Source organism: Pseudomonas sp. GW823-FHT04A03, from assembly GCF_058796615.1.
The window spans coordinates 554,411-567,817 of sequence record NZ_JBXAIV010000002.1; the positions used below are offsets into that span (position 1 = coordinate 554,411).

13 protein-coding genes are annotated in these 13,407 nt (G+C 61.4%); 6 read left to right on the plus strand and 7 right to left on the minus strand.

The features are described 5' to 3' along the window. Positions 1 to 147: 147 nt before the first annotated feature. The 3 genes from AC1Q9F_RS08480 to AC1Q9F_RS08490 all read left to right on the plus strand — a co-directional run bounded on the left by AC1Q9F_RS08480 (position 148) and on the right by AC1Q9F_RS08490 (position 3,360). A complete protein-coding gene (locus AC1Q9F_RS08480; RefSeq protein ID WP_085729683.1) occupies positions 148 to 1,116 on the plus strand; it encodes a LysR family transcriptional regulator in 969 nt (322 codons plus the stop codon). Between the two features lie 621 nt (positions 1,117 to 1,737). Further along, positions 1,738 to 2,712: a 2-hydroxyacid dehydrogenase gene (locus tag AC1Q9F_RS08485; RefSeq protein WP_492619563.1), complete on the plus strand. Its 975-nt coding sequence runs from the start codon at positions 1,738 to 1,740 to the stop codon at positions 2,710 to 2,712. Between the two features lie 138 nt (positions 2,713 to 2,850). Beyond that, positions 2,851 to 3,360: a DUF2165 family protein gene (locus AC1Q9F_RS08490; RefSeq protein WP_492619562.1), complete on the plus strand. Its 510-nt coding sequence runs from the start codon at positions 2,851 to 2,853 to the stop codon at positions 3,358 to 3,360. A gap of 20 nt (positions 3,361 to 3,380) precedes the next feature. On the opposite strand, the gene AC1Q9F_RS08495 is transcribed toward AC1Q9F_RS08490, so the two are convergent. Beyond that, on the minus strand, positions 3,381 to 4,283 hold the full coding sequence (locus AC1Q9F_RS08495; RefSeq protein ID WP_179692586.1) for a DMT family transporter: 903 nt from the start codon (positions 4,281 to 4,283) through the stop codon (positions 3,381 to 3,383). Between the two features lie 139 nt (positions 4,284 to 4,422). On the opposite strand from AC1Q9F_RS08495, the gene AC1Q9F_RS08500 reads away from it, so the two are divergent. Continuing rightward, on the plus strand, positions 4,423 to 5,298 hold the full coding sequence (locus AC1Q9F_RS08500; RefSeq protein WP_127796967.1) for an AraC family transcriptional regulator: 876 nt from the start codon (positions 4,423 to 4,425) through the stop codon (positions 5,296 to 5,298). On the opposite strand, the gene AC1Q9F_RS08505 is transcribed toward AC1Q9F_RS08500, so the two are convergent. The 6 genes from AC1Q9F_RS08505 to AC1Q9F_RS08530 all read right to left on the minus strand — a co-directional run bounded on the left by AC1Q9F_RS08505 (position 5,299) and on the right by AC1Q9F_RS08530 (position 11,701). Further along, positions 5,299 to 7,728, minus strand: coding sequence for a TonB-dependent siderophore receptor (locus AC1Q9F_RS08505; protein ID WP_492619561.1), 2,430 nt, complete (start codon positions 7,726 to 7,728; stop codon positions 5,299 to 5,301). 200 nt (positions 7,729 to 7,928) lie between these two features. Continuing rightward, positions 7,929 to 8,918 carry a FecR family protein gene (locus AC1Q9F_RS08510; protein ID WP_492619560.1) on the minus strand — a complete coding sequence of 330 codons (990 nt, stop codon included), beginning with the start codon at positions 8,916 to 8,918 and terminating at the stop codon, positions 7,929 to 7,931. After that, the gene (locus AC1Q9F_RS08515) at positions 8,915 to 9,481 is read right to left on the minus strand and encodes an RNA polymerase sigma factor (RefSeq protein ID WP_085698518.1); all 567 of its coding nucleotides are present in this window, start codon (positions 9,479 to 9,481) and stop codon (positions 8,915 to 8,917) included. Before AC1Q9F_RS08515 ends, AC1Q9F_RS08510 begins: the two co-directional genes overlap by 4 nt. Before the next feature lies 1 nt (position 9,482). Next, on the minus strand, positions 9,483 to 9,809 hold the full coding sequence (locus AC1Q9F_RS08520) for a DUF3325 domain-containing protein (protein ID WP_492619559.1): 327 nt from the start codon (positions 9,807 to 9,809) through the stop codon (positions 9,483 to 9,485). Next, complete coding sequence (locus AC1Q9F_RS08525) at positions 9,810 to 11,399, minus strand: PepSY-associated TM helix domain-containing protein (protein WP_492619558.1); 1,590 nt, start codon at positions 11,397 to 11,399, stop codon at positions 9,810 to 9,812. It lies immediately after the preceding gene. Further along, the gene (locus tag AC1Q9F_RS08530) at positions 11,396 to 11,701 is read right to left on the minus strand and encodes a DUF3649 domain-containing protein (protein WP_007957267.1); all 306 of its coding nucleotides are present in this window, start codon (positions 11,699 to 11,701) and stop codon (positions 11,396 to 11,398) included. Before AC1Q9F_RS08530 ends, AC1Q9F_RS08525 begins: the two co-directional genes overlap by 4 nt. 175 nt (positions 11,702 to 11,876) lie before the next feature. Between AC1Q9F_RS08530 and AC1Q9F_RS08535 the strand changes: the two genes are divergently transcribed. Together AC1Q9F_RS08535 and AC1Q9F_RS08540 are read left to right on the plus strand one after the other, a co-directional pair. Beyond that, on the plus strand, positions 11,877 to 12,365 hold the full coding sequence (locus AC1Q9F_RS08535; RefSeq protein WP_007957265.1) for a sigma-70 family RNA polymerase sigma factor: 489 nt from the start codon (positions 11,877 to 11,879) through the stop codon (positions 12,363 to 12,365). Further along, on the plus strand, positions 12,362 to 13,291 hold the full coding sequence (locus tag AC1Q9F_RS08540) for a DUF4880 domain-containing protein (protein ID WP_492619557.1): 930 nt from the start codon (positions 12,362 to 12,364) through the stop codon (positions 13,289 to 13,291). Before AC1Q9F_RS08535 ends, AC1Q9F_RS08540 begins: the two co-directional genes overlap by 4 nt. Positions 13,292 to 13,407 lie beyond the last annotated feature (116 nt).

The following is a 13,407-nucleotide window of genomic DNA, read 5'->3' on the forward strand; positions in this document are numbered from 1 at the left end:
TGGGCGCAATTCTAGGGGGGCGCCATTACGGCGATAAGCTGGGAATCCTGTGAATCTTTGTTACCGTTAACGAGATAATCCCTTGGTCGGGGGTCTCAGCCCCTGAAACTTCGTGTCACAATTTGCCATCTCCCTTGAGAGCACCCCATGGACACTTTGCAAAACATGCGCGCCTTCAGTTGTGTGGCCGAAGCCGGCAGCTTCACCGCCGCCGCCGTGCAACTCGACACCACCACCGCCAACGTCTCGCGCGCGGTCTCCAACCTTGAGGCCCACCTGCAAACCCGCCTGCTCAACCGCACGACCCGGCGCATCGCGCTCACCGAAGCCGGCAAGCGCTACCTGCTGCGCTGCGAGCAGATCCTCGCCTACGTCGAAGAGGCCGAAGCCGAAGCCAGCGAAGCCCACGCCCGCCCGGCCGGACAGTTGAAAGTGCACACCATGACCGGCATCGGCCAGCACTTCGTGATCGACGCCATCGCCCGCTACCGCAAGACCCACCCGGACGTGACCTTCGACCTGACCATGGCCAACCGCGTGCCGGACCTGCTCGACGAAGGCTACGACGTGTCCATCGTCCTCGCCCGCGAACTGCCGGACTCGGGCTTCGTCTCGCAACGCCTGGGCATCACCTACAGCATCGTCTGCGCCTCCCCGGCCTACGTAAAAGCCAACGGCTGCGCGCAAAAACCCAGCGACCTGCTGAACCACGCCTGCCTGCGCCTGGTCAGCCCGGTAATCCCCCTGGAAAAATGGGCCTTCGACGGCCCTGACGGCCAGGAAATGGTCACCATCAACAGCTCACCCTTCCTGGTGAACTCCGCCGACGCGATGAAAACCGCGATCACCAGTGGGATGGGCGTCGGCGTGTTGCCGGTGTACGCCGCGATTGAAGGCTTGCGCAACGGCTCGCTGGTACGGGTCATGCCGAACTACCGCTCGCAGGAACTGAACCTGTACGCGATCTACCCGTCGCGGCAGTATCTGGATGCGAAGATCAAGACCTGGGTTGAATATCTGCGTGGATCGCTGCCGGAGATATTGGCGGGGCATCAGGCGGAGTTGGCGGCTTATGAGATGAGTGGGAGTCTGGCGGGGGTGCGGGTGGCGAATTGAGTTTGGCGTGAAGCGAGTGCTGGATAGCGTCGAAGTACAACCTCATCCAACACACAGCCAAGCCGCTCTGACTGAACGGACTTGCCAGCGAATGCCATCGTCACTGGCAGCTCGAATTGGGACGCAGAGCGTCCCGGGCTGCATTCCCACGCAGAGCGTGGGAACGATCAAGAAAAAGCAGTCTGCTGTTCGCTTCCCACCACTCAAAACAATGAGCGTTAGCTCGAGTACCGCTCTTGACGTGCCGGCCCCTTCGGCAGGCTGAGTGGAGGGATTTATCCGGGGGTGGGAGCGCAGCGACCGTGCGGCGCAGCCGCATGCATCGAGAGGAGGTGCAGCGAAGCAAACCGTAGGCGATGCCCCCGGATGAATCCCGGAACGAAGGAACACCGAGCCAAAGCGAGGTGCCGAACGCCGGGGCCCAGACCTTTGCTTCCTTTGGGGCGTTTGCCAAAGGGAGTCGCTGTAAGAGCGAAACCGCCAGCGGCAGCACCCGAAGCAACGGATATTCACCCAAAACCTCAAAAGCCTGGTCGGCCCAGAGGCCGCCAAGACAACCCCAAACAGAAAATGTTAGCTTGCTTGGCATCACACCAGCCGCCAAGCCCGAGCCAAATGCCAATGAAAAAAACAGTCCTGGCCTTCAGCCGCATCACCCCCCCCATGATCGAACGCCTGCAACAGGACTTCGACGTCATCGTCCCCAACCCAAAGAACGGCGACATCAACGCCCAGTTCAACGAAGCCCTGCCCCACGCCCACGGCCTGATCGGCGTCGGTCGCAAACTCGGCAAGGCCCAACTGGAAAACGCCGCAAAACTCGAAGTGGTCTCCAGCGTCTCCGTCGGCTACGACAACTACGACCTCGCCTACCTCAACGAACGCGGGATCATGCTCACCAACACCCCGGACGTCCTGACCGAAAGCACCGCCGACCTGGCCTTCGCCCTCATCATGAGCAGCGCCCGCCGCGTTGCCGAACTGGACGCCTGGACCAAGGCCGGCCAATGGCAGGCCAGCGTCGGCGCACCGCTGTTCGGTTGCGACGTACACGGCAAGACCCTGGGCATCGTCGGCATGGGCAACATCGGCGCCGCCGTCGCCCGTCGTGGACGCTTCGGCTTCAACATGCCGATTATCTACAGCGGCAACAGCCGCAAGACCGAACTGGAACAGGAACTCGGCGCGCAATTTCGCAGCCTTGACCAACTGCTGGCCGAAGCCGATTTCGTCTGCCTGGTGGTACCGCTCAGCGAAAAGACTCGCCACCTGATCAGCCACCGCGAACTGGCACTGATGAAGCCGGACGCGATTCTGGTGAACATCTCCCGTGGCCCGGTGGTCGACGAGCCAGCACTGATCGAAGCGTTGCAGAACAACCGCATTCGCGGCGCCGGCCTCGACGTCTACGAAAAAGAACCACTGGCCGAGTCGCCGCTGTTCCAGCTGAAAAACGCAGTGACCTTGCCGCACATCGGCTCGGCGACGAATGAAACCCGCGAAGCCATGGCCAACCGTGCGCTGGCCAACCTGCGCAGCGCCCTGCTAGGCGAACGGCCACAAGACTTGGTCAATCCACAAGTCTGGCGCGGATAAAAAAAGGTCGGGCAAGTGCGAAACTGCACTTGCCCGACCTTCTATCCGGCGCACATAACTTGCAATTCAACCAAACAACAAAACAGCCCCTGCCGCTATAGACTCTCCAGAAATTAAAACTTATGGAGAGCACCCATCTTGAATAGCCTTACCACCGATCAACTTGTCCGCTACAACAAAGTCTTACTCATGGCTTACATCAGCTTCTTCGGCCTACTTGTGATGTACAGCAATTTCACCGACTACCCGTCGAACTATGAATATGTCGGGCATATCCTCAGCATGGACACCACTCAGATCAACGAAAACATACGATACCGGGCAATCACTTCGCCCATGCTGCACCACCGTATTTACTGGCTGATCATTACCCTTGAAGTGATTTACACCGTTTGCTGCCTGCTGGGCACTTATCATCTCTATCGGAAAATCAACGCACCAGCGGAAGCCTTTCACGACGCAAAAAAACTTTCGATCATTGGTTTATTGATCGCCATGTTCGTTTATTACGTCGGCCTGCAAACTATTGGTGTGGAATGGTTCGACATGGACACTTCGCAAACATGGAATGCCAAGGACTGGGCCCGGCACATTGTCGATTTCATATTTCCGTTATTGATTTACATCGTCATAAAAGTTGAGCGCTGAACATCCAGCGCCCAATTGCCTCAGGCCAGCTTGCCATGAGTCGGTAGTACAGGGACGCGGGGTTTACGAAACACCAGCACATTGCCCAGCATCACCAGCACCAGTCCCGCCAACGCCGGCGCGGTCCATTGATAGCCTTCGGCAAAGGCCGATACGTTCAGCGCCACTACCGGGAACAGCACCGTGCAATAAGCCGCGCGCTCCGGTCCCATGCGACCGACCAGCGTCAGGTACGCGGTAAAGCCGATCACCGATCCCGGAATCACCAGATACAACAACGCGCCGATGTAGCGCGACGTCCATTCCATCTCGAACGGAATGCCTTTCACCAGACACCACACCGACAGCATCGCTGCACCGTAAGCCATGCCCCACGCATTGGTCGTCAGCGGCTTGAGGCCGGCCTTCTGTTGCAGGCTCGAGAGCATGTTGCCCGCCGAGAAACACAAGGTGCCGCAGAGTGCCAGGCCAAGACCGAGCAGGGTTTGCGGACTGGCGTGATGCCCGGCCAGCTCCGGCCAGAACAACAGACCCAGACCGCCCAGCCCCAGCGCCCCGCCCATCAGCACATTGCGCGCGATACGCTGGCCGAAGAACACCCGCGCATTCAGCGCGTTCCACAACGTCGCCGTGGAAAACACCACCGCCACCAGACCGCTGGGAATCCATTGGCTGGCGGTCAGGAAACACATGAAGTTGACGCAGAACAGGCACAAGCCCTGCGCCACGCAGATCAGATGCCCGCGCCGGTTCATCGGTTGCAGGCGACGGCTGAGCAGCAACAACGCAAACAGCACCAGCGCCGCGAGGCCAAAGCGATAAACGATCGACACCGGAATCGCCACCACGCCCAATTGCCACTTCAGGGCAATCCAGGTGGTGCCCCAGATCAGCACGGTCAACAAATACAACGACAGGTTCATGGCAGACACTCCTCGATTGGGTTTCAGTGTCTGCCTGCGCCCTCGATCCTCGCTTGCATAAACTTGCGCTTTTGTCGGCGCGCAGGCTGGCAGCGCGAAATCTACGGAGTAGGATGCAAGGCGTTGAAGAGAACCGATCATGGCCGCCATCGATACCCTGCAAGTCTTCCAAGCCCTCAACAATTCGCCCAACGCACGCCTTGTGCACAGCGCCGAGTTGGGTGACGGCTTGTCTGCAGCTTTGTGGACCAATCACCACGACGCCCAGGAATACGAAGCGCCGAGCCACCACACCCTCTCCTGCTACATCGCCGGCGGTACCGGCACTTTCCGCCGTGGCGAACCCGGCCACAAGGGTGGCCCGGACAAGCTGTGTATCCTGCCGGCCGACCACGAATCGGGTTGGGTCATCAATGGTGATATTCGTCTGGCCCACCTGTATTTCAGCGCCGAACAATTTGCCTTGGGATGCGTCACGCTGCTGGATCGCGAGCCCCGGGAGATGCAGCTGCGCGAACAGACTTTTCTGGAAGATCCGCAACAGGCCCGACGGTTTCGCCAGTTACTGACCCTGAACTGGGACGAGCCCGGCGAGCGTCTGCTGACCAGCAGCCTGGCCCACGAACTGATCAGCCATACCTTGCTGAGCCAGGTCGGCGTACGTCAGGGCTTGCGTCTCAAGGGTGGACTGGCGCCGCATCAGCGCCGGCAACTGGTGGAATTCATCGACAGCCAACTGGCCGAGCCGATCAGTCTCGGGCAACTGGCGGGGTTGTGTGCGTTGTCGGAATACCACTTTGCGCGGATGTTCCGGGTGAGCTTCGGCTTGCCGCCGCATCAATATGTGCTGGCACGGCGTTTGAGCCGCGCGCGGGAGTTGTTGCGCGGGACGGCGTTGCCGTTAGGGGAAATTGCCCTGGCGTGCGGTTTTGCCAGTGCCAGCCACTTCACCAACCGCTTTCGCCAGGTGCTGGGTGGAACGCCCGGCGAGTATCGCCAGGCGTTTTTGCGCTGATCAGAATTCCAGCGTGCTCGACAACGAAATCTGCCGCGAGTCGCCCATCGATACGAAGAACCGGCTCGCCGCCGAGGTGTAGTAAGTGCGGTCGAACAGGTTCTTCACGTTGAGCTGGAACTTGACCTTCTGCCCTTCAACCTTGGTGTCGTAGGTGGCGAACGCATCGGCCACGGTGTAGCTCGGCAGATCGAAATCATTCACTGCGTTACCCGCTCGTTCACCGACATACCGGGCGCCCGCGCCGACCCGAAGTTGATCGCCGCCGATCACGCTGCCGAAGTCGTAGACCGCCGACAGCGAGCCGGTATTTTTCGCCACGTTCTGCAGCTTGTTGCCTTTGTAGTCCGGATCTTCCGTGACCTCGGCGTCGGTGTAGGCGTAGCTGCCGATCATGCTCCAGCGGTCGCTGAGCTGGCCGGTCAGATCCATTTCCAGACCACGGGAACGCACTTCACCGGCAGCACTGTAAATCGTGGTCGGGCCTTCGGCGTTGGCCACCAGCACGTTGCGTTTCTTGATGTCGAACAGCGCGATGTTGCCGGTGACACGCCCCGGAATGTCGAGGCGTGCGCCCAGCTCCCAAGACTTGGCTTCTTCCGGTGCGATGCTGCCGTCGAGCACGGTGCTGCTGCCGCTCAACGGAGCGATGGTCGAGTTGGGTTTGAACGACTCGGTGTAGCTGCCGTAGAACGACAACGCGTCGGTGTAGCGATACACCAGGCCTGCACGCGGCACCCACTTCTGGCCATTGCTGTCGGTGTTGGCCTTGAACGGCACGCCTTTGCCGGCGTACTGGTCGTACTCCTGGAAGCGCCCGCCGGCCACCAGAATCCACTGGTCGTTGAGGTGGATCGAGTCCTGCAGGAACACCGAATCGCTGCGCAGCAGATCGGTCTGCGCACTGTCCGCCGGGCTGACGGTGGTTCCTTCGACTTCGCGGCCGTAGACCGGGTTGACGTAGCTGAAGGTGCTCAGGCTTTTCTGGCGGATCAGGTCGGCGCGGTAGATCTTGCGGTACTCGTCGTCGACGCCGAACACCAGGTCATGCTGCATGCCCAGCACGTTGACCTTGCCTTCGAGGCTGGCGGTGGTGAAGCGGTCGGTGCTGATCGCGCCTTGAGTGCCGTCCATGCTGCGGGTCAGGGTGCCTTTTTTGGTGTCGATCGCGGTTACGCGGACCTGGCTGGCGTCGTAGGTTTCGCGGTTCCAGCTGTAGCCGAAATGGGCTTTCCAGTCGTCGTTGAGTTCGTGGTCGGCCTCGAAGTGATAGAGATCCGAACGCCCTTCCATGTCGTTGAATTTCTCGTCGAGACGCTCGTTGCGCGAGATGTCCAGCGGGTGGTTGGTGCGTGGATCGATCAGGGTTCCACGATCGAATGGGGTCAGGAATTCGCGGTGCTCATAAGCGAACAGCAACTTGGTGCGCTCGCCATACCAGGCCAGCGACGGCGCGATCAGGGTTTCACGATGCGTGCCGAAGTTGCGCCAGTAATCTTCGTCTTCGTGGTCCAGCACCATGCGATACGCGAGGCCGGAATCCCCCAGCGCACCGGTGCTGTCGAACGAGCCGCCGCTGCCATTCTTCCCGTCGCCGTAGGTCGAGCCGCGCAGGGTCAGCGCGTTGTACTGAGTCAGCTCAGGCTTCTTGCTGACCATGTTGACCACGCCGCCCGGGTCCTGAATCCCGTAGAGCAGAGAGGCCGGGCCTTTGAGTACTTCGACGCGATCCACGGTCGCGTTCATGCCACGGCCCTGCACCACCGGCATGCCGTCGCGCATGATCGAGCCGTTGCGGTTGTCGCCGAAGCCGCGAGTCATCACCGAATCCTGGGTGCTGCCCAAGGTGTTGCCCTGGGTGATGCCGCTGACATTGGCCAGCGCGTCATCAAGATTGCGCGGTGCCTGATCGCGAATGACCTGGGCCGGAATCACGTTGACGGTCTGGGGGATTTCCTGAAGCGAAGCGGAAGAGCGCATCACCGAACTGGTTTCCGGTGGCTGGTAGCTCATCGGCTGGTTGACCACCGAGGTGATGGTGGTCGCGCCGATGTTCAGAGCGCCTGCGGTCGGTTGCGGTTCGAGCGCCAGGGTATGGCTGTCGGTGCGGCGGAAGGTCAGGCCGGAGCCGGTGAGCAGACGTTGCAGCGCCTGCTCGGCACTCATCTGGCCGTTGATCGCTGGGGCAGTCAGGCCGTAAGGCGCTTCATCGGTGTAGACCACGCTCTGCCCGGTGACGCGGCTGAAGTCGCTCAGGGCCTGAGGCAACGGCTTGGCGCCCAGGGAAAAACTGAATTGCTTTTGTGGCTGACTGCTGACGGATTCAGCGGCAAACGCCACGCTCATCGGCAACAGGGCCAACGCCGAAAAACTCAAGGCCGAAACGCCTAACCACTGTTTGACCGAACCCGATTTTGCCCTGGACTTCATTGCTCATGACCTGTGTAGAACCGCAACGGATGCGAATGACTCGCAGTTTCAGTCACTACACGGATGGCGTCCGGGTTTACCTCACCACAAAGTTGAAAATATTTTCGTTGTCGCTGCCGACCCCTTCGCGAGCAAGCTCGCTCCCACCTTGGAATGCACTACCTGTGGGAGCGAGCTTGCTCGCGAAAGGGCCAGTGAGGTCAGCGAAGAATTATCAGATGTCCTAGCACTTGATGCTGCTCGAATCCCAACACCCCTTGCAGGGAATTCAGCACCGCTTGCGGATCCTTGCTCGGAAAGCTGCCGCTGACCTTGCGCGCGCCCAGTTCGTCGTTGAGCAACACGATCCGTCCGGGGTAATAACGCCGCAGATCCTGCAACACATCGGCCAGTGTCGACTTGTAGTAAGTCAGCCAGCCCTGGCGCCACGCCAGTTGCGCTTCGCTGTCCACGGCGTGGAGTTTTTCTGCGGTTCCGGCGCCGTACGCCACTTGCTGGCCGGCGGTGAGAATCTGCTGCTCGGCATCACTCGCCGCCGTCACGCCGACGCGTCCGGACAGCACAGTGACTTGTGCGCCATGGGGTTGCAGGCGCACTTCGAACTGCGTGCCGAGCACCCGCGCCTGACCCTTCTCGGCCTCGACCACAAAAGGATCGCCCGTGTGAGTCACGCTGAAAAATCCGGCGCCACGGCGCAATTGCACATGCCGCTCGCCGTGACTGAAATCCACGGCGATGGCGCTGTCGGCGTCCAGTGTCACCTGGGATTGATCGGCGAGGGTCACGGTGCGGATCTCGCCCGGGGTCGACACGTAATCGGCACCCAGATCATCGATCCAGCGCTGCGGCTGCCAACCAGTACCGACGCTGATCATCAACAACAGACAGGCCGCCATCGCCAGCGCGCCGGCCCAGCGTCGAATCGGAGCATGCCGCGGTCGATCCATCGCATTGAGCAAACCGTGCAAAGCCAGCGCGTCTTCTTCGGCCAGAGTGCGCGCAGGCCCTTCGCTCAACTCCCACACCACTTGCGCCTGGGCGTAGGCCTCGGCGTGGGCCGGGTCAGCGTGCAGCCACTGACTGAAGGTCAGTTGATCACCGGTGCTCGGGCGGTCGTGCAGCAGGCTCAGCCAGGCGAACGCGGCCTGTTCCTGAGCGGGCGTCGGGACGACGCGGTAGGTGTTGTTCACGGTGCTTTCCCTGGCAGGCGTGGCGCGGGTTCGCGCAGGCTGGCCTTGCAGGCCTCGAGGGCGCGCATCATATGTTTTTCCACGGCGCTTTGGGACAGGCCCATGGCTTTGGCGATCTCGGCGTACTTGCGCCCGTGGATGCGATTGAGCAAAAAGATCTGCCGTGTTCGCTCGGGCAGCGCGCGCAACGCCGCTTCGACATGGCGCAGATCGTTGCCCGCTTCGAGCGCCGCCTGCGGTTCGCTGGCGCTGCTGTCCGGCTCGTCCGGTTGCCAGCCTTCGTTGACCCGCACCCGCGCGCCTTCGCTGCGCAAATGATCGATGGCGATATTGCCGGCGCAGCGCAAAAGATAAGTGCTGAGTTCTTCGACCTGCACCAGCGGCCGACGCCAGAAACGCAGGAACAGATCCTGCACCAGATCCGCCGCCGTCGCCCGGCAACCGACGCGCCGGTTCACCAGCGCTTCCATCTGCGAACGCTGGGACAGGAACACCTGAAGAAAATGCGCACGGGCGCCATGGGGTTCGTCGTCGCGGTGCTCGGGAGGATGGCCGATCAGCATGTCAGTTCAAGGCCCACGCAGCGACCGGGCTGGCGAGCAGGCTCAGTCCGGCCATCGCGAGCGCCAGGCGTGGGCGATAGGGCAACAACAGCACCAGAGTCAACGCGCTGAGCATCAACACCGCGCACCAGTCGACCAGGCCGAAGCTCCAACCCTTCATGGAAACCGTCGCCCAGAGCGACAGTCCCAGCAGCAGCCAGCCTGCGAGTTTCAGACCCTGCCGACGGCGGGCCGAAGGTTTGTGGCCCAGCAGCTCTTCGTGATGCCGAGGCATCGCCAGGCACAGCGCGGTGAAAGCGGAATAACAGAGCAATAGCGCCAGCAGCATTCAGTTCGCCCCTTGCTCGAGGGTGATCGGCCGGGCCTTTTCGCGGGCTGGTTTTTTCACGCTGACGGCGTTCCCGGCGCGCTGCATTTTTCGGGCGGCCCAGGCGAGGAAGAGACCGCTGCCCAGACACGTCAGGTCGAAACCGGCCAAGGCCCAGTCACCTTCGGGCACTGTCACGCCGAGGTGATATGGGGTGGTCAGGCCATTGAGAATCGGCACCGCGACAAACAGTGCAGCCCCCAGCGACAGCTGTTCGACCCAGGCCTTGCGTCCCGGCCGCAACATCGCGTGCATCACACTCAAACTCCAGGCGATGAAGAACGCATTCACTTCCCAGTCGGCACGCCCGGGCAGGCTCACCGGCAGCAGACGATTAGTCCAGAAGAACACGGCGACCGCCGCCACCAGTCCGGCCATGCTGGCGATGTTCAGCACTTCCACCAGCCGTAGTTCGAAAGGCATCACTCCCGTCTTGGCGTGTTTGAGCTGACGCTTGCCGAGCCAGATCACCAGTCCGGTGCCGATCATCGCCGTGCCCGCCAGACCGCAGATGAAATACAACCAACGCAGCACCGGCCCGGCAAAGTGGCCCATGTGCAAACCGTAGAAACTGCCGGCAACCGCCATCGCCATCGGCTGATCAGGCGTCGTGCCGATGACTTCTCCGCTGACACCGCTGAAGGTCACGGCGCTGCCGGAATCATTCACCACACGGTCGGAGCCCGCGCGGGACATCACCACCGCGGCGTTGGCATCGCCCGGATTGTTCACGCTGATACGCCCGACGCGCCCGCCCGACCATTGCTCGCTGGCCGCCAGCAACAGGGGCGCCAGCGGTGCCAGTGTCACCGGTTGATTGGCCCGTTCAGGAATGCTGGTTTCAGGAAATACCTCGTCGTAAAACGCTCCAACGTTGTTGCCGTACGAAGCCAGAATGCTCGCCGGCATCACCATCGACATGAAAATCACCAGGCTGCTGTAGGTGATCATCAGGTGAAACGGCAGCACCAGCACACCCACCGCGTTGTGCCCGTCGAGCCACGAGCGCTGGCCCTTGCGCGGGCGGAAGGTGAAGAAGTCCTTGAAGATTTTCTTGTGGGTGATGATCCCGGTGATCAGCGCGACGAACATCACCATGGCGGCGAGGGTCGAGAGCCAGCGGCCCCACGGGTAAGGCATCTGCAGCTGGAAATGGAAGCGGTAGAAAAACTCGCCGCCCATGCTCTCACGGGCCTGAACCTCGGCACCGGTCTGCGCGTCGAGGGTCTTGCGAGTGAATGCGCCACGTTCGCCGGGTTTGGCTGGCGTCTGCTGCCAGCCCACACTCAGACCGGGATCGCGGGCGTCGGGCAGGCCAATGATCCAGCGTGAAGCGTCGGGGGCGTTTTGTTGCAGATAGTGCTGGGCCAGCGTCAGGCTTTTTTCGGCATCCAATGGGTGCGCGTGGATTTCCGGCTGCATCCAGTGAGTGGTTTCATCCTTGAAATAGGCCAGGGTTCCGGTCAGAAAAATCGCGAACAACAGCCAGCCGAAGACCAGGCCGGTCCAGGTGTGCAGCCAGGCCATCGCCTGACGGAAGCCCTCTTTCATGCCAGACCCAGACCGCGCGCAGCCCCGGAAACGGTCGCCAGGATCACGCTCGGCACCAGCAGACCGACCCACGCCGACCACGCTGTGCGACAGGCGAAACACCAGAGCACCGCCACGAGATAGACCAAAAACGAAACGGTCATGCCGGTCACCACCGCTTCGGCGCGGTTCAGCGGCAGCCACAGCGTCAGCGTGACACTGGCCAAAGCCGCGACCAGATAGCCGCCAAACACCGCCGCGAGCACTCGCGACGTGACGGCCAGACGATAGGACATGGGAAGAGCGGCGAGTTTGGCTTTCATGTTTCGACCCTGAAACGGTTAACGCCCGGCCAACACGCCGAACGACAGGCGAGCAATATTAATGATAAATATTCTCATACGCAAAAGAGTCTGATTGCCGGGCATCCCTGACAGCCCTACAATGCGAACCATTCTTGTTCTCTAACGCATCCTGCATGCGCCCGGAGTGATGCCGTTGTCGTCCGCCCATCCTGTCGAATCGCTCTATCAGGCCCACCACAGCTGGCTCACCGGCTGGCTGCGGCGCAAACTCGGCTGCCCCGACAGCGCCGCCGATCTGGCTCAGGACACCTTCATCCGGGTGCTGACCGCCCGCGAGCCGCCGGTGATCATCGAGCCGCGCGCATTCCTCACGACCTTGGCCAAGCGCGTGCTGTTCAATCATTACCGCCGCCAGGATCTGGAGCGCGCCTACCTCGACACCCTCGCGCAGATGCCGGAAATGGTTGCGCCTTCGGAAGAAGAGAAAGCCATCATCCTGCAAACCCTGATGGAGCTGGATCAGTTGCTCGACGGTCTGCCGCGCGCGGTCAAACGCGCATTTCTGCTGGCGCAGGTCGATGGCCTGACCTATCCGCAGATCGCCGCTGAACTGGGTATTTCCGTGGCGACGGTCAAACGTCATCTGAATAAAGCGGCAATGCGCTGCTACTTCGCCCTGTGAACCCGCCGATGGATTTTTCCGCGCAGGTCGCCGAACAGGCGGTGCACTGGCTGCTGGAAATGCAGCAGGGCCAATTGAGCCCGCGTCAGCAACAAGCCTGGCAACAATGGATCGACGCTCACAGCGAACACCGCCGCGCGTGGGAACATATTCAGCGGGTCAATTCGCGGTTGCGCGGGTTGTCGTCGCCACTGGCCCACGCCGCACTGAATGCGCCGAAGTCCGGCAGCCGTCGTCAGGCGCTGAAGTTGTTGCTGATTCTAGGCGCGGGATCAGCGGTCACTTGGGGCATGCGCGAACACAATCCGCTGCCATCGCTGCTGGCCGATTACCGCAGCCCGATTGGTCAGCGCCGCAAGATCTCGCTCGGCGCCGGCGGCCAGTTGCAGCTCAACACCGCGAGTGCGGCGGATGTCCGGGGCGATGGCTTGATCCGTCTGCTCGAAGGCGAAATGTTGCTGAACGCCACTCAATCCTTCGAAGTGCAAACCGCCCAAGGCGTGCTGAAAACCCAGGGCGCACGGATCAACGTGCGTCAGTTTGCCGACCGCACGCAGATCGCACTGTTTGAAGGTCGGGTCGAATTGAACGCACAAGGTAGCGCGCCGATGTTGCTGCCGGTCGCCCGACAACTGAGTTTCAGCACCACCGGCGTCAGTGAGGCAAAACCGCTGGACGCCAACAGCGGCGCCTGGGCCGACGGCATGCTGGTCGCCGCGCACATGCGCTTGGGCGATTTCCTCGACGAACTCGGTCGCTACCGGCGCGGGCAGCTCAACTGCGATGCGAAAGTCGCTGACTTGCTGATCTCCGGGACTTATCCACTGGACGACAGCGAGCGGATTCTCGACCTGCTGGAAATCAGCCTGCCGGTGAAAGTGAAGCGTTTTACTCGCTACTGGGTGACGGTTGAAGCCAGAGCCTGATCGCTCCCACGCTCTGCGTGGGAACTCAACCCGGTAGCTCCGCGCCCCTGTAAAAAATAAATGAGCCGTTTTTCAGATCTGGCGTGACAGAGAAGGAAAGCCCCCTTGATTCAACC